This window comes from Fructilactobacillus sp. X8R1C1 (genome assembly GCF_059900945.1).
Genome location: NZ_JBWXVH010000004.1, coordinates 155,592 through 173,752, shown reverse-complemented (window position 1 = coordinate 173,752; position 18,161 = coordinate 155,592). Strand labels below are relative to the sequence as shown.

The following is an 18,161-nucleotide window of genomic DNA, read 5'->3' as shown; positions in this document are numbered from 1 at the left end:
ATTAGTATAAGTGGAGGTCTTTTATTGAAGTATTACAATCAACCATTGAAATATGACAAAGTTTTTCGTGACCCAGTTCTGGGTCACGTTTACGTTGAACACCAAGTAATTCTTGATCTCATTAATACGCCTGAATTTCAACGTCTAAGACGAATCAAGCAGTTAGGAACTACTTCATTAACCTTTCACGGAGCAGAACACACCCGATTTAGCCACTCTTTAGGAGTGTATGAAATTACTAGACGAATTTGTGATAATTTTAAGCGAAATTATCCGTCTAAAAAAGCGGGTGATGGCTTATGGGACGATTCAGAACGAATTGTGGCCCTGTGTGCCGCTCTACTTCACGACGTTGGTCATGGAGCTTATTCACATACGTTTGAACACATTTTTCACACCAATCACGAACAGATTACCCAGCAAATCATCACTTCAAACGAAACGGAAATTAACCACGTCTTAAGTGAGGTCGGTCCCGATTTTCCCGAACGCGTCGCCAGTGTCATTAACAAGACCTATGACAATCCGCAAGTCGTCCAAATGATTTCAAGTCAAGTTGATGCCGATCGGATGGACTACCTTCTAAGCGATTCATATTACACCGGAGCACAATACGGTAATTTTGATTTGGATCGGATTCTTCAGGTGATGCGTCCGTACTCTGGTGGGATTTGTTTTTGGGCAAGTGGTTTACATGCGATTGAGTACTACATTGTTTGTCGTTTTCAAATGTATCAACAAGTATACTTCCATCCCGTCTCACGTTCGATGGAGGTTATTTTAAGTCACCTACTGATGCGGGCAAAAGAATTAGCGTTACAACCTAAGAGCACCTTTAAGCCTAGTCTTTTAATGCCAATCTTTTCTAATAACTACTCCCTAGATGATTATTTACAAATTGACGATGGGGTGCTTAACACCTACTTCGTCATGTGGCGAAAGTCGGAAGATCCGATTCTATCTGACCTCGCCAAACGTTTCTTAAATCGGCGTCCCTTTAAATCCGCTAAATACAATGATCAGACGGAATTTTTAATCCCTAAGCTACAAAAGATCATTGAAAAAGCCGGATTTAATCCAAAGTACTACACTGCCACTGACAACAGTTTTGATCAGCCCTATGATGTCTACAATCCCAAAAGTAAACATCAAAACGCCCAGATTGAACTGATGGAAAATGATGGTAATTTGGTAGAACTCTCTCAAACTAGTGACCTAGTTCGTGCCATTACCGGAAAACTAATTGGTGACAAGCGTTTTTTCTTTCCACGTGAAATGCTTAAGCCAACAAAAAACGTTGAACTTTTTCAACCTTTATACGATGAATTTCAAAAATACATTGATAATGACAACCTTATAATTCCAAAGGAGAACTAACATGGATATCAAATTAATTGCCATCGATATCGACGGCACCCTATTAAACGAAAAAAATCAATTAGCAAAAGCAACCATCGAAGCTATTACTAAAGCCTGCAATCAAGGCATAAAAGTGGTTCTTTGTACTGGTCGCCCCATTACTGGCGTAAAGCCATACCTTGATAAGCTCGGAATTGACGGAGACGATGAATACGCCATCACTTATAATGGTGCCCTAGTCGAAACGGTTAGTGGCAAAGTGTTAATCAAAGAAACGGTTAAGTATGATGACTTTTTAGAAATTGAAATGATGTCACGAGAAATGGGAGTTCACTTCCAAATCGAAACGGTTGATTCCATTACCACTACCGATCGTGATATTAGTCCCTTTTCCGTTGAAGAAAGCCATCTTGTTTCGATGCCCATCAAATATCGAACTCCTGGCGAAATCACCCGTGACGTCAACATTTACAAACTGATGTACGTCGATTATCCGGACAAGATTACCAAAGCAAAGGGCAATCTACCAAAATCAATCTACGACCGAATGAGTGTCGTTCAGAGTTCACCGGTCTTTCTTGAGTTTATGAACTCAAATTCAAGCAAAGGCAATGCCTTACAGGATCTTTCCGAAAAGCTTGGTTTAAAGCCAGATAACGTCATGGCCATTGGCGATCAAGGGAATGATATTTCGATGATCAAGTTTGCGGGACTGGGAGTGTCCATGGGTAACGGAATCGATGAAGTTAAAAAGAACGCCCAATTTGTTACTAAACCTAATTCAGAAGATGGGGTAGCATACGCCATCAATAAGTACGTTAATCAATAACAAACGAGCGCAAAAAAATAATCTTAGCATTTTAAGCTAAGATTATTTTTTATCCATTACTTTTTTTCATCATCCTTACCATAGTCAAACCGATGACTAAACAGCGGACTAACGGGACGATTTTCGTTAATTCTAGTAATTGCGTCTCCAATTAATGGTGCAACTGAAATTTGTTTGATCTTGTCAATTTTTTTATAATCGGGTAACTGAATGGAATCAGTCACAACCAGTTTCTTAATTGGCGAAGCTTCGATTCTTTCGGTTGCTGGCCCTGATAAGACGGGATGGGTACAACATGCATAAACTTCTGAAGCACCAGCATCCATTAAGGCTTGCGCACCTTTCGTAATGGTTCCAGCTGTATCAATCATATCGTCAATCATAATACAACGCTTCCCCTTTACATCCCCAATGATGTTCATAACTTGAGCAACGTTGGCTTTTGGGCGACGCTTATCAATAATAGCAATTGGAGCCTTTAAAAACTCAGCCATGGCACGAGCTCGACTCACCCCACCATGATCAGGTGAAACAACTACCGCGTCTTTTGCGAGTCCGTTCTTGATGAAGTAATCAGCAAGGAGCGGTGCCCCCATCAAATGATCAACGGGAACATCAAAGAATCCTTGAATTTGAGCAGCATGTAAATCAAGGGCTACCAAACGTGTGATTCCATCTTTTTCCAGCATGTCTGCCACTAACTTAGCGGTAATTGGTTCACGACTTCGTGCTTTTCGATCTTGTCTAGCGTAACCATAGTATGGAATAACCACGTTAATGGTTTTGGCACTTGCTCTTCTTAAAGCATCGATCATGATTAATAATTCCATTAAATTATCATTAACGGGATCAGAAGTTGATTGGATAATATAAACGTTATCGCCACGAATGCTTTCTTCAATATTAATTTGAATCTCACCATCACTAAAGCGACTGACGGAAGCCTTTCCCAAGGGAACTCCCACTCGTTTAGCAATCTTTTCTGCAAGCGGACGATTTGAATTTAAAGAAAAAATCTTTAATTTTGGATCAGCATACTTTTCAGCCATTATAACCCCCACATTTTTTTCCTACCTAATCAATTCCATTATATTATTTTCAGAAAACAATTTCACTATTTAGCTCAAATTAATTAGCGCCTTTAAAGGGAAGTTTTTTATAATAACCCGGCTTGTTAGTCTGGCGCTCTCTAGCAATTCCCATGTCATACTGATCCATGTCGTCGGTAATGGTCGAACCAGCCGCAATAAAGGTATGATCAGCGATGTGGACTGGGGCAATCAAGTTGGAATTACTTCCAATGAAAGAATCATCACCAACCGTTGTGGTGTGCTTATGGGCTCCATCGTAATTCGCAAAAATCACTCCGCAACCAATATTAATGTGTTTACCAAGTTTAGCATTGCCAACATAAGTCAGATGACCCATCTTGGTTCCCTCACCAATGGTGGCACTTTTAACCTCACAGAAGTTGCCAATGTGAACGTTCTTTTCAATCTTAGCGCCTGGTCTTAAATGACTATCGGGTCCGATATCAGAGCCGGACATCATCTCAGAATCTTCAATTACCGAAGAAAAGACCTTAACGTTATCATGAATTTTACTACCAGAAATTTTAGAGTGGGCACCAATGATACAGTTACTACCGATTTCCGTCCCATTTTGAAGTTGAACTCCTGGTTCAATAATGGTATCCTGACCAATTTTAATGTCACTATCAATATAGGTATCATCGGGATTAACAATCGTAACACCATTTTGCATGTGCTGACGATTAATCCGGGCTTGCATAATTTGAGTGGCACGGGCCTGAGCGACCCGATCGTTTACACCCATCGATTCATTAAAGTTCGCCATCTTGTAGGCAGCAATTGTGTGACCCTCATTTTTTAAAACTTCAATGGCATCAGTTAAATAATATTCACCCTGAGCGTTATCGTTATTAATCTTGTGCAAAGCCTCAAATAACGAATGATTATCAAACACGTAAACCCCAGTGTTAATCTCATGAATGCCCTGCTCTTCCGGCGTAGCATCCTTTTGCTCCACGATCTTTTCTACAATCCCAATGTCATTTCTAACAATCCGGCCATAACCAGTCGGATCAGGAGCTTTAGACGTCAAAATGGTCGCGGTGGCCTTTTTTTGTTCGTGATACTCAAAGAGTTGCTTAAGAGTAGAGGAGGTAAATAATGGAGTATCACCACTAATAACTAACGTCTCACCATCTGAGTTCTTTAAAAGTCCTTCAGCTCGTGCAACGGCATCGCCAGTCCCAAGTTGTTTATCTTGGACGACGTACTCACAACGATTGCCCAGTTCGTTTTCCACATCTTCAGCACCGTAACCAACAATCGTGATGATGTTATCCATATCTAACTTGGATACCTGCGTCAAAACATGGTCAACCATTGATTTCCCACAAATTCGGTGGAGAACTTTATATAACTTGGACTTCATCCGAGTGCCCTTACCAGCCGCTAAAATAATCGTATTCTTTGAACTCATTTTTGTTCCCCTTGTAATTAATTTTTAATTTGTACTCCCAAAAATTTTTTGGGCATAATTGCCAGGTTTAATCTCAATCTGATCATCTTTAATATCCATTTTAAGTAATGAAGTAAAATCAGTAACCTTTCTGTGACCTGGGTCATCGGTTTCAACAAAAACCGTACTGCCCACCAGATGACAATCAAACTCATCAATCAGGGACGTCAGACCAGAAATCGTTCCGCCACCACGCAAAAAATCATCAACAATCAAAACGTTAGAACCTGGCTTCAGGCTTCTTTTTGAGATGGTCATTCGTTTAACTTCCTGACTAGATGCCGAAACGTAGTTAACACTCACGGTCGACCCCTCAGTAATTTGAGAGTCGTGCCTAGCAATTACCAGTGGCACATTTAAATACGTGGCAGAAGCTTCGGCAACTGGAATTCCTCTCGTTGCCACCGTTAGTACTGCGTCAACTTTCTGAAACAGGTATTGGGTGGCAATGATCCGCCCAATGGTTTTCAACTTCTCCGGTTGGCCTAAAATATCGGACATATAAACATAACCACCAGGAAGATAACGATCGTTATCGTTTAAGATGTCAGAGACCTCTTTAATAAACTGATCAGCCGCCTCTTTTAAAATGTATGGCGTAAATTTGGCGCCCCCAGAAGCTCCGGGAACGGTCTCAACCAGACCAATCCCACGTTGTTGAAATGCTTGCTTCACAATGGCTAAGTCCTCACTAATGGAAGATTTAGCAGAATTGTAGCGCTTAGCGAAAAAAGTTAATGGTACTAATGTATGAGGACGGTTTAATAGATAGTTTGTCATATCTACTAATCGTTCACTTCTTTTAAATTTCATGCTTTCACCTCGTCATAAATTGGCACACAAGGAAATTTTAGCATAAATGTTCGTGTTTTACTTCACTTTATCGAAAAAAGAGTAAAAAAAAGAGGGACTAAATCAAATTAGCCCTCCCTAAAGTGATTATAAATAAGTGATCCAAAGTAAATGGCAACCTCAATAACAGCAATAAAGAAACTGACCGGCCAGTTCGTGTAGTATCCAAGCGTTAATCCAGCCCAAACTCCGATCAAACCAAAAACAATGGCCAGTCCAATCATTTTTCCGACTGAATGGGCAAAGTATTTAGCACTCGCAGCTGGCAAAGTCAAAAGGATAAAAATCAAAAGTGCCCCGACAATTTGAGCAGCCACGGAGACACTTAAGGCCAGCATCACTAGGAAAATCAATGAGAGGATTCCACTTGGAATTTTCTGGGCTCTGGCTCCCACTGCATCAAACGAATCAAACTTTAAGTCCCGATAAATACATAGGGTCACGATTAACACAATCACCGATAACCAAATCATCTGATGGACTTCAGAAGCACTGATTCCGACAATACTTCCGAACAAGATATTAGTGGCATAACTAGCACTACTGTTTGAAAGGGCTAGAAATAAGACTCCCAGTCCAATAAAGAGGGCCGAAACAGCACTGATGGTATCTTCTCGTCTTTCGGCAACGGAGCCAGCACTCATTCTCCCAACGAGAACCGAACTAATGGTGGTAAAGAGTAGCATCCCGTTTAACGGACTAATCCCAACAAACATTCCAAAGGAAGCTCCAGCAAAACCAATCTCGGATAGGGTGTGGGTCAGAAACGGCATGTTTCTTGAAACGACAAACACCCCGATGACCCCACAGACCACCGCAATGATGGTACTTGCTAAAAAGGCATTACGCATAAATTCAAAACTAAACATCGGCTTGCCCCTTCCAAAATTCTTCAACATTTAAGTTCTTAATTGGTCCAAATTCATAATTATCAGGACGCAAAAACAGGTATTCGTTTGCGAACTTCTTTGCTAGCGGAATGTCATGCGTAACAAAAATTACGGTTAACCCACTTTTGACGTTTAGATCGGAAACCACATTAAGCAGGTTCTCCTTGGCCTCTGGGTCAAGACTTGCCGTCGATTCATCCAAAATCAAAAGATCGGGTTTCACTACCAGCGCCTGTGCTAGATAAGCTCGCTGTTTTTCCCCCCCGGAAGTTCTTCCTAATGGTTCTTTGGCAATATCAGTTAGGTTAGTCTCAGTTAGGACCTGATTTAACGTTTCACGATCTTTTCTTGAAAGCCACGGTAGTTTAAAACCACTAAAAGCTAGAGCAACAAAATCTTTTACCGACAACGGATATTCGGTATCAATATTTCTAAACTGGGGCACATACCCAATCTTGACTTGGGAACGATCCGGGATAAACTGAACCTTTCCACTGGTGGGCTTCAATTGGCCAAGAATCACTTTGATCAAGGTGGTTTTTCCTACTCCATTCTGGCCTACAATACTTAAAAAACTACCACGTTTCACATTAAAGCTCAAATCACTTAAAACGTGTTTATCCGCAAAATTAACGGTTAAATTTTCTATCTTTAAAACTAAGTCATCCATATTTAAACTCCTACCATTTCGAGCTTCAATAGTACTAACGAAGCTTACTAACTAATCAATAGTTCTCAACTAATATAACACTGTTATCTTAAGACATGCAACTAACAGCTCGGGGAAATCATGGATTATCTTGACTAATTTAAATACCCACATCATCTTACTAACTACTAATAATATAAAGCAAAAAAAAAGACCTTTCGGTCAATTCATTAAACAAAGTTAATCTCGATGTTCTTGGTTAAAATATCAGTATAACTGTATGATACTTGTCCTAACTTCTCGTCTGGATCAAGTGTAATTAAAAATACAGCGGGAAATGTCTCAGCCAGAACCCCATTATATTCGTTAGTTCGTTTTCTTCCGGCTTGTGCAGTTACATGGATTTCCTGTCCAATGTGATTATCTAGAAATAATTTAATCTTAGATAGACTAGTTGGCATTATCAATCACCTCGCGTATTACTATTATACATTAAAATCAATATAATGTAAAGGTAATGGATGAATAGCCTGTTATGCCAGCAATCCACTTATGTGAAACTGATTTGCCATTTTCACAAATTGATCAACCGATAACTGTTCGGGACGGTCTGACTTATTAATGCCTAACCGTTTTAAATCCTGTTCAATTTGTTCTTTTACCTCAGGTTTCTTTCCAAAAATACCCTGCAAATTATTCCAGAGTGTCTTTCTTCGGTGCATGAAACATCCATGCGCAAAGCCAAAGAAAGCTTTTTCATCGTAAGCAATCACCTTTTTATCTGTTTTCGGGGTTAACTTGACCACCGCAGAATCAACTTTTGGTGAGGGAATAAAGGACTTGGCCGATACGTTAATTGCAATCTCAACGTTTTTAAGATACTGAGTGATAACCGTCAAAGCCCCATAGTCGCGATTGCCCGGCTTTGCGCTAATTCGTTCTGCCACTTCTTTTTGCATCATCAACACCGTTGAATTAAATTTAACGTTGCCCTTTAAAATATCCATCAAGATTGGTTTGGTGACATAGTAAGGCAAATTAGCCACAACTTTTAGGTGGTGTTTTCCATCAAAGTTTTCTTTAATTAATTTTGGCAGATTAGCCTTCAAGAAGTCTTCATTAATAATTTTAATGTTGTCATAGGGACTGAGAGTCTCATCTAAGATTGGGAGAAGATTCTCGTCAATTTCAAAGGCCATTACGGCGTGAGCTGATTGAGCAATTTGTTCAGTTAATGCCCCAATGCCAGGTCCAATTTCAATTACATCATCGGCTTCTGATATTTGGGCAACTGCAACGATTTCTTTTAAAACTCCAAGATCGTTCAAGAAATTTTGCCCCAAGCTTTTCTTCGCATTTAAACGGTATCGGTTCAAGATGGCCTGGGTCCGAGCTGGACTGCCGATTGCGGGAACTTTACTCATCTAATCCCTCCTTATCATCAACTTGTTTTAGTGCATCGTTAAACTGTTTTTTCGTGATGCCAAACATTTGCAATCTTTTTTGCATTTGTTTAGCGTTAACATACCCCAAATGAAGCAATTCACCAAGTTCCAGTCGGCGTTCCTTGGCTTCTTTCGTTCCTACTAAACCAGCTTGAATCAAATCCTGCTTACTAATGACTTCTGGATTCTCATCGCTTTCGGTGTACACTTCAGACAAGGCATTCCGAATTGCTTCTGGACTAGCATGCTCAACCCCAAGGGATCCCTTCTGTGTATCAGGAACTGCTTCCGACTTTTTCAAAAAGGCATGCTTTGCTTCTGGAATCTCATCTGAAATTATTTTTCTGATTTTTTCCCCAGAAAAATCTGGATCAGTAAAAACGATGATTCCACGGGTTTGTGCCAACCGATCAATTAGATCGAGGGTCTCATCCGAAATCGCAGAGCCCCGGGTTTCAATCGTATCAGCATCAACGGCTCGTTGAATTTGTTTGGTATCATCTTTTCCTTCCACCACAATTACTTCTTTAATTCTTTTCATTTTAATTATCCAATCCAAATATTCGATTCGTATTTTCGTACGTCGCCTTTGCGACCACATCAGGATCAATGTCTTTAAATCTGGCAACTGCTTCTAGGGTATACAAAGAATAAGCCGGTTCATTTTGTCGTCCGCGAAACGGCTCTGGCGTTAAATACGGGGCATCCGTTTCCACTAGAATCTTATCCAGCGGAGTTAAACGAGCGGCTTCATGAACCTCTTTGGTTTTCTTGAAGCTCACGACCCCACTGTATGAAACCACCATCCCTAAATCAACGAATTTCTTCATCCATTCACTATCTCCGTTAAAACTGTGGATAATGCCACCGACTTCACCAATATTTTCATCTTTTAAAATCCGATAAACATCCTCAAAGGCATCCCGGTTATGAACTGAGATTGGTAAATGCATGTTTTTGGCAATTTCAATTTGTCGCCGAAAGACTCGTTCTTGCACGTCTTTCGGTGTGACATCTTGAAAATAATCCATTCCAATCTCACCCACAGCGACAACTTGCGGATTTTCTAGTTGCTTTTCGAGCAGTTCTTCCTGCTCGTGATTGTAATTCATAGCGTCTTCTGGATGCCATCCAATAATTGAATACAGATTGTCGTACTGAGCTGAAATCTCCAAGGAACGCTCATTTAGCTCAGTATTGGACCCGACGTTAGCCATTCTAACAACACCAAGTCTTTTGCCGTGTCGAACGTAGCCCTCAATATCATTTTGGAATGGTTGATCGTTTAAATGAGTGTGGGAATCAAATATTTTCATTGACTATTCCTTTCATAATCGAAAAAGTTTCACTAATCATTGACTAGTGAAACTTTTTTACTACTCTAAAGTACTGCCATTATCTAAAGTTTGGTCAACAGTTGCTACTTTAATTGAACCGTCCTTTTGTTCAGCGGACAAAATCATTCCCTGACTTAACTCACCACGAAGTTTCTTTGGCTTTAAGTTAGAAACAATGATCACTTTTTTACCAATTAACTGTTTAAAATCTGGATACCACTTGGCAATTCCAGAAACAATCTGACGGTCACCGTCATCGCCAGCATCAAGTTGAAACTTCAATAATTTGTCTGCGTTTTCAACTTTAGCAACGTTTTTAATTTCTGCGACCTTTAATTCAACTTTTTCAAAATCACTAAAGTCCAAGGTCTTCTTCTCTGACTTCAAAATCGTTTTTTCTGGGTCAAAAGCTTTCTTTTGGTCAGCACGTTTCATTGCTGAACGACCCTTTGTTTTGTCAGATTGAGTCATCTGATCCTTAATGAATCTAACTTCAACGTCGCGATCTAAACGAGGGAAAATTGGTTCACCATTCTCAATTACCTTTTGTTTTTCAGGAAGTCCAGAAAGAGCGGCATTCTTGATATCAAACCCATCCATCTGATCAAGACCTAATTGACGATACATTTCATTCGCCGCATTTGGCATGATTGGACTTACTAAGATTGCAATCAAGCGCAGACTGGCAACCAAATGACTCATGACGTTTGCTAATTTAGCTTGGTCATCTGCGTCATCCTTGTTCTTAGCCAAGGTCCATGGCTCGGTCTGATCGATGTACTTGTTGGTTTGAGAAACTAATTTCCAAATCTCAGCCAAGGCATCAGATAAATGAGTGTCATTCATTAACCGTTTAAATTCTGAAACGGTTGTTTTAGCAACTTTTTGTAAATCAACACTCGGTTGATCATCAGAATCATGATATGAAGGTGTTACGCCATCTTCGTATTTATTGACCATTGCAATCGTTCGGTTCAACAAGTTACCAAGGTCGTTAGCTAGGTCATAGTTAACCCGATCAACAAAGTCTTCAGGAGTAAAAATCCCATCACTTGCAAACGGAATTGCTCTAATCAGATAGTATCTGGTAGCGTCTAATCCATAACGATCGATTAACGTCTCAGGATAAATTACGTTGCCCTTTGACTTGGACATCTTTCCGTCTTTCATGGTCAGCCAGCCGTGGCCATAAATTTTCTTTGGCAGTGGGAGACCAAGGGCGTGAAGAATAATTGGCCAATAAATGGTATGGAAACGAACGATTTCTTTTCCAACCATCTGTAGATCAGCTGGCCAAAATTTCTTAAACAACTCGTCATTATCACTGTCATAACCAAGGGCAGTGATATAGTTTGACAATGCATCAATCCATACGTAAACCACGTGCTTAGGATTTGACTTAACGGGAACTCCCCACTTAAAGGTGGTTCTCGAAACCGCTAAGTCATCCAAACCTGGTTTTAAGAAGTTGTTAACCATTTCGTTCATTCTAGAATGCGGCTCAATGAAGTCAGGATGCTCTTTGTAGTAATTCATTAACCAATCAGAATATTTACTCATCTTAAAGAAGTAACACTCTTCGTTAACAAGTTGAACTTCGTGTCCAGATGGGGCTTTTCCGCCAATCACGTTGCCTTCAGCATCACGATAAACCTCTGCTAATTGTGATTCGGTAAAGTATTCTTCGTCTGAAACCGAGTACCACCCCGAATACTGTCCAAGATAGATGTCGCCTTGGTCTTGTAACGTTTGAAATATTTTTTGCACGGCTTTTACGTGCTTATCATCAGTGGTTCTGATGAAATCGTCGTTAGAAATATCTAAATTAGCCCACAAGTCAGATATTTGAGTGGCCATCTTATCAACGTAACTTTTAGGATCAACACCCAATTTTTCTGCTTTTTGTTCAATTTTTAGTCCGTGTTCATCGGTTCCGGTTAAATAAAACACGTCGTAGCCAGATTCCCGCTTAAAACGAGCCAGTGCGTCACAGGCAACCGTCGTATAAGCGTTCCCGATGTGTAACCTTCCTGATGGATAATAAATTGGTGTTGTAATGTAATATGTTGGTTTTTCAGCCATCCCAATTCGCTCCTTTATTCCTATCGTACAAATTAAATCGTACCAATATTATACTACTTTTGCCCCTTAAAACAGATCGAGTTGCATGGGAGCTAACCCACCAAAGTTCAATCCTAAAATCTTTTTTAACTGAAGGGCATTGTCAGCCGCATCATGACCAGAATTGTTGTTAAAAATGACGCAAACTACCTTAGCTTTTTGGCGTAGATCATCAACAACTTCGGCAAAATGCTTTAATTCATCTTCGTTATAACGGTACAGAGTCCGTTTCTTACGCCACTGGGAGCTCTTTTCAAACCAGCCCTTTTGGTTTTGACCGTGCAGTCGAAGCATGACGAAATTTTTATCCGTAACAACAGGTTCAAAGGGCACGCCATCTGACAGGTTATGGGGCTCGTCAGCGATCACTTCACTCATTTTGAGGCTCTTTAGATAATCGTGGACATCATTTGAAATTTCATCACCATACCAGCTGGGATTTCGAAACTCAACTGAGATGGGTAAACTTCCCATCCACTCACGAACTAGTCGAAGGTACCTAATGTTATCGTTGTTTAAACGGAAGTACGGCGGAAATTGAAATAAAACGGATGCCAACTGGTTACTATCAACCAGTGAAGCAACCATCTCACCATACCGCATAAATTGCTCCCTTCTAACCTGCTCATTATCTTCACCAAACTGTGGCAAATGATGTTTGGTCATCAAATAATTGGCCTTTAAGATGAATTGAAAATTGTTTGGAACCTGCTTTTGCCAACTCTCCACCGTCTTAATTTTAGGGATGCCGTAAAACGGATTATCAACTTCAACAACGGGAAAATGTTCCGCATATTCTGATAAAGTAACTTTGCGATCTTCCCCATTAATCAGTGATGGATGATCAGACCAGGTTGTCAGTCCAATTAAAATCACGTTACCACCTATACTTTCAGTTTATCAAAGAAATCAACGGCATCTTCTTGCACCATGGTGAACGGAAACGGAAAATTAAGTGCCTCTTGGTTAATCGCAATCACATCGGCACTGGGATTACGGTAATCAAGTAATCCGGCAAACGGATAAACTCGCATTGAAGTTCCGACAATCACAATTAGATCACTTTGACTCATCAATCGAACACTATTTTCAATTGTTTGAGGATTAATTCCCTCACCATATAAAACAATGTTAGGGCGCAAAATTCCACCACAGTTTTGATGATACATACTCTTCATATATTCCTGATAATCAACGTGTTTGCCACATTTTTGGCAGTAAATATCATAGAGGTTGCCGTGAAACTCATTCAGGTTCTTTGCGTCAGCTTTTTCGTACAGATTATCAACGTTCTGAGTGATAATACTAGCCCGATTTTGACGGGTTAATTCCGCCTGCTTTTTGTGAATAACATTGGGTTGAGCATCTGGATAGTACATGTTCTTTTTGACGTACTCGTAGAATACCTCAGGTTCATTTACTAAGCAGTCGTGACTCAAGTAATATTCCGCTGGTTTACTGCTCTTGTCACTCGTATACAATCCGCCCTTAGAACGATAATCGGGAATTCCAGAAGGGGTAGAGATTCCGGCTCCCGTTAAAAATACGATGTTTTTAGCATTATCAAACTTTTCTTGAATATTATCTTGATTCATATTGTCACCTTATCTCAATAAATATGGAATCCGTAAGTCTTGATACAACTCTTTAACCGTCTTTGAATATAGTTCTTTGAAATAGTCTTCACTCGCCTTTTTACCAGCTGGACCATTTGTCACAAACGAATTTTGGTCATCCGATTTGGTAAAGCCCACGTACGCTCTTTTGTTAGTCTTGGTCTCCTTTAATTCTGAGTGATAAAGGTTAAAAACCTGTTTCACTTGCAAACCGAGTTGGCGCTTTGAGAAAACCGCCGTTAGCATCACAAAATCATTTAATTGTAAGGCTGGTAGTCCCCAGTTCTTCATCTGTTTATCAAAATCACGGTATAGTTTGACCACATCGCGTCTGAGGGTAAATGGTGAGTCCACCGGCTTCTCTGTAAGCATTGCGTAAAGTTCCTTAGCGGCCTTTAAAGAAATGGGAAAACTCGTTTGAAATACGTCTTCGTACTGATCAAAGTGGTCGCCAAGAAAAATCATGGCATCCAAAATGGTCACTAATCGTAATGGCATTTCATCGTCGACCCTCCCAGATTCAGGGGTAATCGTCTGTCTAACACCCTTAACATATTCTTTTTCAACCGCTTCATCAACTAAACCGTGCTTTCTCTGTTCAGCATACACGACAAAGTGACATACATCATCGTACAACTCAGTTCCCATGTACATTAACTGTTCATCAAGTTGCTTATCCCCACTAGTAAGGGGAAAGTAAATCTGTGGAAAACCACGGAGTGTCATTAACAAGTGTAACAACTCATGAGTAGCAGTAAAATCCGGCTCAGTCAGATCTCTAATCTGCACGTAAAGTCGATCACCATCTTGCACGACTTGCGCTTGGTCATGTCGCACATAACCGGACTTTAAGTTGCCAATAAATTGAACCTCAACATCCCCTGGAAAAAAGTGACTGACTTCGTTAATTAAGCCTTGCGTCGTCTTACTTAATTGCACATTATCATTATTTTCGGGCATCTGATCCAAACTTCCCTTCTATAATTTGTTTTGCGTTTTCTAAGTTTCTTTGATTTGTTGGTAATTTCTTTAATGCGTTAATCACCATGTCCAAGTTCTTACTGGAAGCTCCAGCAGACATGGCGAGTGATTTCATCTGGAGGTTCATGTGACCCCTTTGAATTCCATCGGTAACAAGGGCCTTTAATGCGGCCAGGTTTTGCGCTAATCCCACGGAAGCAATCACTTCCATGAACTCAATGGCGGAGTTAACGTTTAAAATTTGATAGTTAATCCTACTCATTGAAAAGAGCCGAGTTGCACCACCAATGATTCCTGAGGGTACCGGAATGGTAATTTCTCCCTTTAATCCGTCAGGAGTAACTCGCCATTGACTAACCCCACGATACTGACCATCCCTTGCGGCATAGGAATGAACCGCACTTTCAACGGCGCGCCAGTCATTACCAGTGGCAACGAGAACCGCATCAATCCCATTCATGATCCCCTTATTGTGAGTTGCTGCCCGTTTTGGGTACTTATTTGCAATTAATGAGGCTTCTGCGATTTTTTCAGCAACGTTTTTTCCGTCCAATTGACCTCGTTTTAGGGCCCGAAACGGAACGGTTCCTGATGCTGTAACCAAATTTTTATCCCCATAATTCGATAAAATACTCATTAAAGATGATTGACTAGTGTTGATTTCAATGTAAGTGGAAAGAGCCTCAAGCATCGAATTCATGATGTTAGCCCCCATCGCATCACCGACATCAACGAACAGTTCAATCACCAGATAATGATCGTAAAGAGGTGAGACGGTCAAATCGTGTATACCACCGTATTTATCAATTGTGGGATGAGCATCGTGTGCAACCTGCATTAATTTAACTCGATGAGTTTCAACCCATTCGGTAAATTGAACCGGATCCGAGACTCCTAAAATGACTTCACCAGTCAAGATGCGACTCTGAGACTTAGCCTGAATGCCGCCACCAACACGAAGCATGTTGGCGCCGTTACTAGCGGCCGCAATGACCGAGGGTTCTTCAATCACCATCGGAATTAAATGTTCGACTCCGTTAATTACAAAGTTAGTTGCAACCCCCTCTGGCAATCCGTAGTCGGTAAGGTAGTTTTCAATCATGTGGCTACTAGCATCTACGAAGTGACTTTCAATCACATCAAGTTGTGTTCGATCAAGATCGGCAAATTTGGCAACCTGCTGTAACCGTTTTTGATATGATTTTTTATAAAATCCATTAAAATCGTTCAAAATGACACCTATTTTCTAAAATGAGGACTATTCTCAATGTATTCATTAATCAGTCCCTCGCGCACGCCACCGTTTGAGAAAATGACCCGCTTGGAATCAATAAAATGCATCATGACAGTTAAACAAAGGGAACCACCAATGATGACGTCGGCACGGTCGTTTTCAAGCCCATTAATCTTTTGACGCTCAGCCAAAGTCTTACTCAGAAACATTTCCATCGTACTGTTGACTTGTTTTCTGGTTAACTGAAAATTTTGGATGTGATCAACATGGCTTAAATGTTGGTACTGCCGATTAATTCTTGCAATTGCGCGGGCCGCTCCACCAATCAAAACAATCGGATAATGAAGGGGCTTCTTAATCCAAGGAATCCGACTATACACTTCGATAACGTAAGACTCAGCCGCAAATAAATCAGCTGGAGTCACGTGGTTAATCAAATGAAATTGTTCCGAAATTTTTACTGCCCCAATGGGAACGCTGATACAATGGATATCTTTTTGGTTTCTAACCTGAATAATTTCAACACTAGCACCACCAACATCCATCAAGAGATAATCTTTAACCGCCAATCGATCAGAGATTCCTAGATAATCATAGTAAGCTTCTTCCTTGCCGGTTAACACGCGAATCTTAATGTGAAGCTGCTTATAAACATTGTGTAAAAAATCCTTTTGATTTTGAGCTTGGCGCACCGCTGCCGTAGCAATGGCACGAACCACAACGTTTTTATACTTTGAATACTCTGACTTAAAGGATCGAAGCGCCGAGATCGTACGATTCATTGCAGTTATCTGTAAAATGTTATTTTGTCCGATTCCCTCAGACAATCTCGTATCGTTCTTAACGCGTTTAATCTCATGATAACTTCCATCGGAATCGATGCAATAAATTGCCATTCTGACTGAGTTTGAACCGATATCAATGATAACAAAGTTCTCCATTCGATTCTCCTCCTCAAGTATTTATTCATATTTGGTGCTATGACAATTTATCTACTTAAAATAATTAATCCCCATGGCATCGCGAACTTCTTCAAGGGTGTTTTCTGCAACAATGTTAGCCGCGTCGCTTCCGTCTTTTAAGACCCTGTATACATACTCAGGATCCTTAGCTAACTTTTCTCGACGTTGTCGAATTGGCTTGAGTTCATCTTGCAAAACTTCGTTTAAATACAACTTAATTTTAACATCTCCAAGACCACCGTGTTGATATTGCTTTTTAAGTTCACCAACTTTTTGCTTGTCGTGAGCGAAAATATCCAGATACGTAAAGACCGTGTTTCCTTCAACTTGACCTGGGTCATCAACGTGAACGTGCTTTGGATCCGTGTACATGGACATCACTTTTTTCTTAATGGTATCGGCATCGTCAGCAAGGTAAATGGCATTATTAAGCGACTTACTCATTTTGGCATTTCCGTCGAGGCCGGGAATGCGCCCCATGCCTTTCGGTGGAAAGAAACCTTGTGGTTCAACCAATACGTTCTTGTGATAGGCACTATTAAAGCTTCTGACAATTTCCCTGGTTTGTTCGATCATTGGCTCTTGATCTTCTCCGACCGGAACCACGGTTGCCTTAAAGGCGGTGATATCAGCAGCTTGACTGACCGGATAAATGAAGAAACCAGCTGGTACACTTTCACCAAAATTTTTCTGTTTAATCTCAGTTTTCACGGTCGGATTTCGTTTCAACCGGGAAACCGTTACTAAATTAAGATAAATCATCGTTAGTTCATTTAAGGCTGGGATCTGAGATTGGACAAAGATTGTTGATTGATTTGGATCAAGTCCAACCGCTAGATAGTCCAAGGCTACCTGCAACAGACTGTTTTGAATCTTCTTTGGATCACGAGCGTTATCTGTCAAGGCCTGCATGTCAGCAATCATGATGAATGGATCGTAGTTACCCGAATTCTGCAACTCTAAACGGCTCATTAACGAACCAACGTAGTGTCCAATGTGAAGTTTTCCGGTCGGACGATCACCAGTTAATACAATTTCTTTTTTTGCCATCGTAATTTTCCTTTCTTTAATAAAAAACGTCCTATTGAATAATCAATAGGACGCCTTGCACGTGGTACCACCTAAATTGCAGAGGTTTCTCTGCCACTTAAACTATAAGGTTGTTACCCATTATCCAGTTCGTGTCGTCTGACTAATCTCAGTAAACATAGCCTCTCTGTTATTTGACTCCACTACTTACTAAACTAAATACATATTAACTTCATTTTATGCGATTTATGACGGGTTGTCAAAGCACGAAAAAATTGACAGTACCGGCTTTTCAAATTAGAATTATTCA

18 protein-coding genes are annotated in these 18,161 nt (G+C 40.4%); 2 read left to right on the top strand and 16 right to left on the bottom strand.

The window, feature by feature from the left end; all coding sequences use genetic code 11:
* The first annotated feature begins 24 nt into the window (after window positions 1–24).
* Window positions 25–1,377 carry an HD domain-containing protein gene (locus tag AC6UD1_RS05245; protein ID WP_500707464.1) on the top strand — a complete coding sequence of 451 codons (1,353 nt, stop codon included), beginning with the start codon at window positions 25–27 and terminating at the stop codon, window positions 1,375–1,377.
* A 1-nt stretch (window position 1,378) separates the two neighbouring features.
* Entirely contained in the window at window positions 1,379–2,188 is an 810-nt protein-coding gene (yidA, locus tag AC6UD1_RS05240) for a sugar-phosphatase (RefSeq protein ID WP_500707463.1), read from the top strand.
* Window positions 2,189–2,244: 56 nt separating this feature from the next.
* On the opposite strand, the gene AC6UD1_RS05235 is transcribed toward yidA, so the two are convergent.
* From AC6UD1_RS05235 to trpS, 16 genes are all read right to left on the bottom strand, one after another.
* Window positions 2,245–3,237 (bottom strand): ribose-phosphate diphosphokinase, encoded by a 993-nt coding sequence (locus tag AC6UD1_RS05235; RefSeq protein ID WP_500693994.1) that lies wholly within the window; start codon window positions 3,235–3,237, stop codon window positions 2,245–2,247.
* 79 nt (window positions 3,238–3,316) lie between these two features.
* Complete coding sequence (glmU, locus tag AC6UD1_RS05230; protein ID WP_500701211.1) at window positions 3,317–4,696, bottom strand: bifunctional UDP-N-acetylglucosamine diphosphorylase/glucosamine-1-phosphate N-acetyltransferase GlmU; 1,380 nt, start codon at window positions 4,694–4,696, stop codon at window positions 3,317–3,319.
* Between the two features lie 24 nt (window positions 4,697–4,720).
* Window positions 4,721–5,548, bottom strand: coding sequence for a pur operon repressor (gene purR / locus AC6UD1_RS05225; RefSeq protein ID WP_500693996.1), 828 nt, complete (start codon window positions 5,546–5,548; stop codon window positions 4,721–4,723).
* A gap of 107 nt (window positions 5,549–5,655) precedes the next feature.
* Window positions 5,656–6,456: a metal ABC transporter permease gene (locus AC6UD1_RS05220; protein WP_500693997.1), complete on the bottom strand. Its 801-nt coding sequence runs from the start codon at window positions 6,454–6,456 to the stop codon at window positions 5,656–5,658.
* Entirely contained in the window at window positions 6,449–7,147 is a 699-nt protein-coding gene (locus AC6UD1_RS05215) for a metal ABC transporter ATP-binding protein (RefSeq protein WP_500695771.1), read from the bottom strand. The genes AC6UD1_RS05220 and AC6UD1_RS05215 overlap by 8 nt, the downstream gene beginning before the upstream one ends.
* A gap of 209 nt (window positions 7,148–7,356) precedes the next feature.
* Window positions 7,357–7,587 carry a Veg family protein gene (locus tag AC6UD1_RS05210; protein ID WP_500695772.1) on the bottom strand — a complete coding sequence of 77 codons (231 nt, stop codon included), beginning with the start codon at window positions 7,585–7,587 and terminating at the stop codon, window positions 7,357–7,359.
* A gap of 72 nt (window positions 7,588–7,659) precedes the next feature.
* On the bottom strand, window positions 7,660–8,550 hold the full coding sequence (gene rsmA / locus AC6UD1_RS05205; protein ID WP_500695773.1) for a 16S rRNA (adenine(1518)-N(6)/adenine(1519)-N(6))-dimethyltransferase RsmA: 891 nt from the start codon (window positions 8,548–8,550) through the stop codon (window positions 7,660–7,662).
* On the bottom strand, window positions 8,543–9,112 hold the full coding sequence (gene rnmV, locus AC6UD1_RS05200; protein WP_500695774.1) for a ribonuclease M5: 570 nt from the start codon (window positions 9,110–9,112) through the stop codon (window positions 8,543–8,545). Before rnmV ends, rsmA begins: the two co-directional genes overlap by 8 nt.
* Before the next feature lies 1 nt (window position 9,113).
* Window positions 9,114–9,887 (bottom strand): TatD family hydrolase, encoded by a 774-nt coding sequence (locus tag AC6UD1_RS05195; RefSeq protein ID WP_500707462.1) that lies wholly within the window; start codon window positions 9,885–9,887, stop codon window positions 9,114–9,116.
* Window positions 9,888–9,947: 60 nt separating this feature from the next.
* Window positions 9,948–11,990: a methionine--tRNA ligase gene (gene metG / locus AC6UD1_RS05190; RefSeq protein ID WP_500695776.1), complete on the bottom strand. Its 2,043-nt coding sequence runs from the start codon at window positions 11,988–11,990 to the stop codon at window positions 9,948–9,950.
* 66 nt (window positions 11,991–12,056) lie between these two features.
* Window positions 12,057–12,905 carry a DUF72 domain-containing protein gene (locus AC6UD1_RS05185; protein ID WP_500707461.1) on the bottom strand — a complete coding sequence of 283 codons (849 nt, stop codon included), beginning with the start codon at window positions 12,903–12,905 and terminating at the stop codon, window positions 12,057–12,059.
* Between the two features lie 8 nt (window positions 12,906–12,913).
* Window positions 12,914–13,624, bottom strand: a complete 711-nt coding sequence (locus AC6UD1_RS05180; RefSeq protein WP_500707460.1) for an NAD-dependent protein deacylase — start codon at window positions 13,622–13,624, stop codon at window positions 12,914–12,916.
* Window positions 13,625–13,633: 9 nt separating this feature from the next.
* Window positions 13,634–14,605: an IpaB/EvcA family protein gene (locus tag AC6UD1_RS05175; protein ID WP_500707459.1), complete on the bottom strand. Its 972-nt coding sequence runs from the start codon at window positions 14,603–14,605 to the stop codon at window positions 13,634–13,636.
* Window positions 14,592–15,857 (bottom strand): hydroxymethylglutaryl-CoA reductase, degradative, encoded by a 1,266-nt coding sequence (locus AC6UD1_RS05170; RefSeq protein WP_500707458.1) that lies wholly within the window; start codon window positions 15,855–15,857, stop codon window positions 14,592–14,594. Before AC6UD1_RS05170 ends, AC6UD1_RS05175 begins: the two co-directional genes overlap by 14 nt.
* An 8-nt stretch (window positions 15,858–15,865) precedes the next feature.
* Complete coding sequence (locus AC6UD1_RS05165) at window positions 15,866–16,801, bottom strand: Ppx/GppA phosphatase family protein (RefSeq protein WP_500707457.1); 936 nt, start codon at window positions 16,799–16,801, stop codon at window positions 15,866–15,868.
* A 51-nt stretch (window positions 16,802–16,852) separates the two neighbouring features.
* Window positions 16,853–17,872: a tryptophan--tRNA ligase gene (trpS, locus tag AC6UD1_RS05160; protein ID WP_500707456.1), complete on the bottom strand. Its 1,020-nt coding sequence runs from the start codon at window positions 17,870–17,872 to the stop codon at window positions 16,853–16,855.
* Between the last annotated feature and the right edge of the window lie 289 nt (window positions 17,873–18,161).

What these genes read in the sequence shown, in the direction of transcription:
- yidA (WP_500707463.1), top strand. Translation starts at nt 1,379, where the DNA reads ATGGATATCAAATTAATTGCCATCGATATCGACGGCACCCTATTAAAC.
- AC6UD1_RS05235 (WP_500693994.1), bottom strand. Translation starts at nt 3,237, where the DNA reads ATGGCTGAAAAGTATGCTGATCCAAAATTAAAGATTTTTTCTTTAAAT.
- glmU (WP_500701211.1), bottom strand. Translation starts at nt 4,696, where the DNA reads ATGAGTTCAAAGAATACGATTATTTTAGCGGCTGGTAAGGGCACTCGG.
- purR (WP_500693996.1), bottom strand. Translation starts at nt 5,548, where the DNA reads ATGAAATTTAAAAGAAGTGAACGATTAGTAGATATGACAAACTATCTA.
- AC6UD1_RS05220 (WP_500693997.1), bottom strand. Translation starts at nt 6,456, where the DNA reads ATGTTTAGTTTTGAATTTATGCGTAATGCCTTTTTAGCAAGTACCATC.
- AC6UD1_RS05215 (WP_500695771.1), bottom strand. Translation starts at nt 7,147, where the DNA reads ATGGATGACTTAGTTTTAAAGATAGAAAATTTAACCGTTAATTTTGCG.
- AC6UD1_RS05210 (WP_500695772.1), bottom strand. Translation starts at nt 7,587, where the DNA reads ATGCCAACTAGTCTATCTAAGATTAAATTATTTCTAGATAATCACATT.
- rsmA (WP_500695773.1), bottom strand. Translation starts at nt 8,550, where the DNA reads ATGAGTAAAGTTCCCGCAATCGGCAGTCCAGCTCGGACCCAGGCCATC.
- rnmV (WP_500695774.1), bottom strand. Translation starts at nt 9,112, where the DNA reads ATGAAAAGAATTAAAGAAGTAATTGTGGTGGAAGGAAAAGATGATACC.
- AC6UD1_RS05195 (WP_500707462.1), bottom strand. Translation starts at nt 9,887, where the DNA reads ATGAAAATATTTGATTCCCACACTCATTTAAACGATCAACCATTCCAA.
- metG (WP_500695776.1), bottom strand. Translation starts at nt 11,990, where the DNA reads ATGGCTGAAAAACCAACATATTACATTACAACACCAATTTATTATCCA.
- AC6UD1_RS05180 (WP_500707460.1), bottom strand. Translation starts at nt 13,624, where the DNA reads ATGAATCAAGATAATATTCAAGAAAAGTTTGATAATGCTAAAAACATC.
- AC6UD1_RS05175 (WP_500707459.1), bottom strand. Translation starts at nt 14,605, where the DNA reads ATGCCCGAAAATAATGATAATGTGCAATTAAGTAAGACGACGCAAGGC.
- AC6UD1_RS05165 (WP_500707457.1), bottom strand. Translation starts at nt 16,801, where the DNA reads ATGGAGAACTTTGTTATCATTGATATCGGTTCAAACTCAGTCAGAATG.
- trpS (WP_500707456.1), bottom strand. Translation starts at nt 17,872, where the DNA reads ATGGCAAAAAAAGAAATTGTATTAACTGGTGATCGTCCGACCGGAAAA.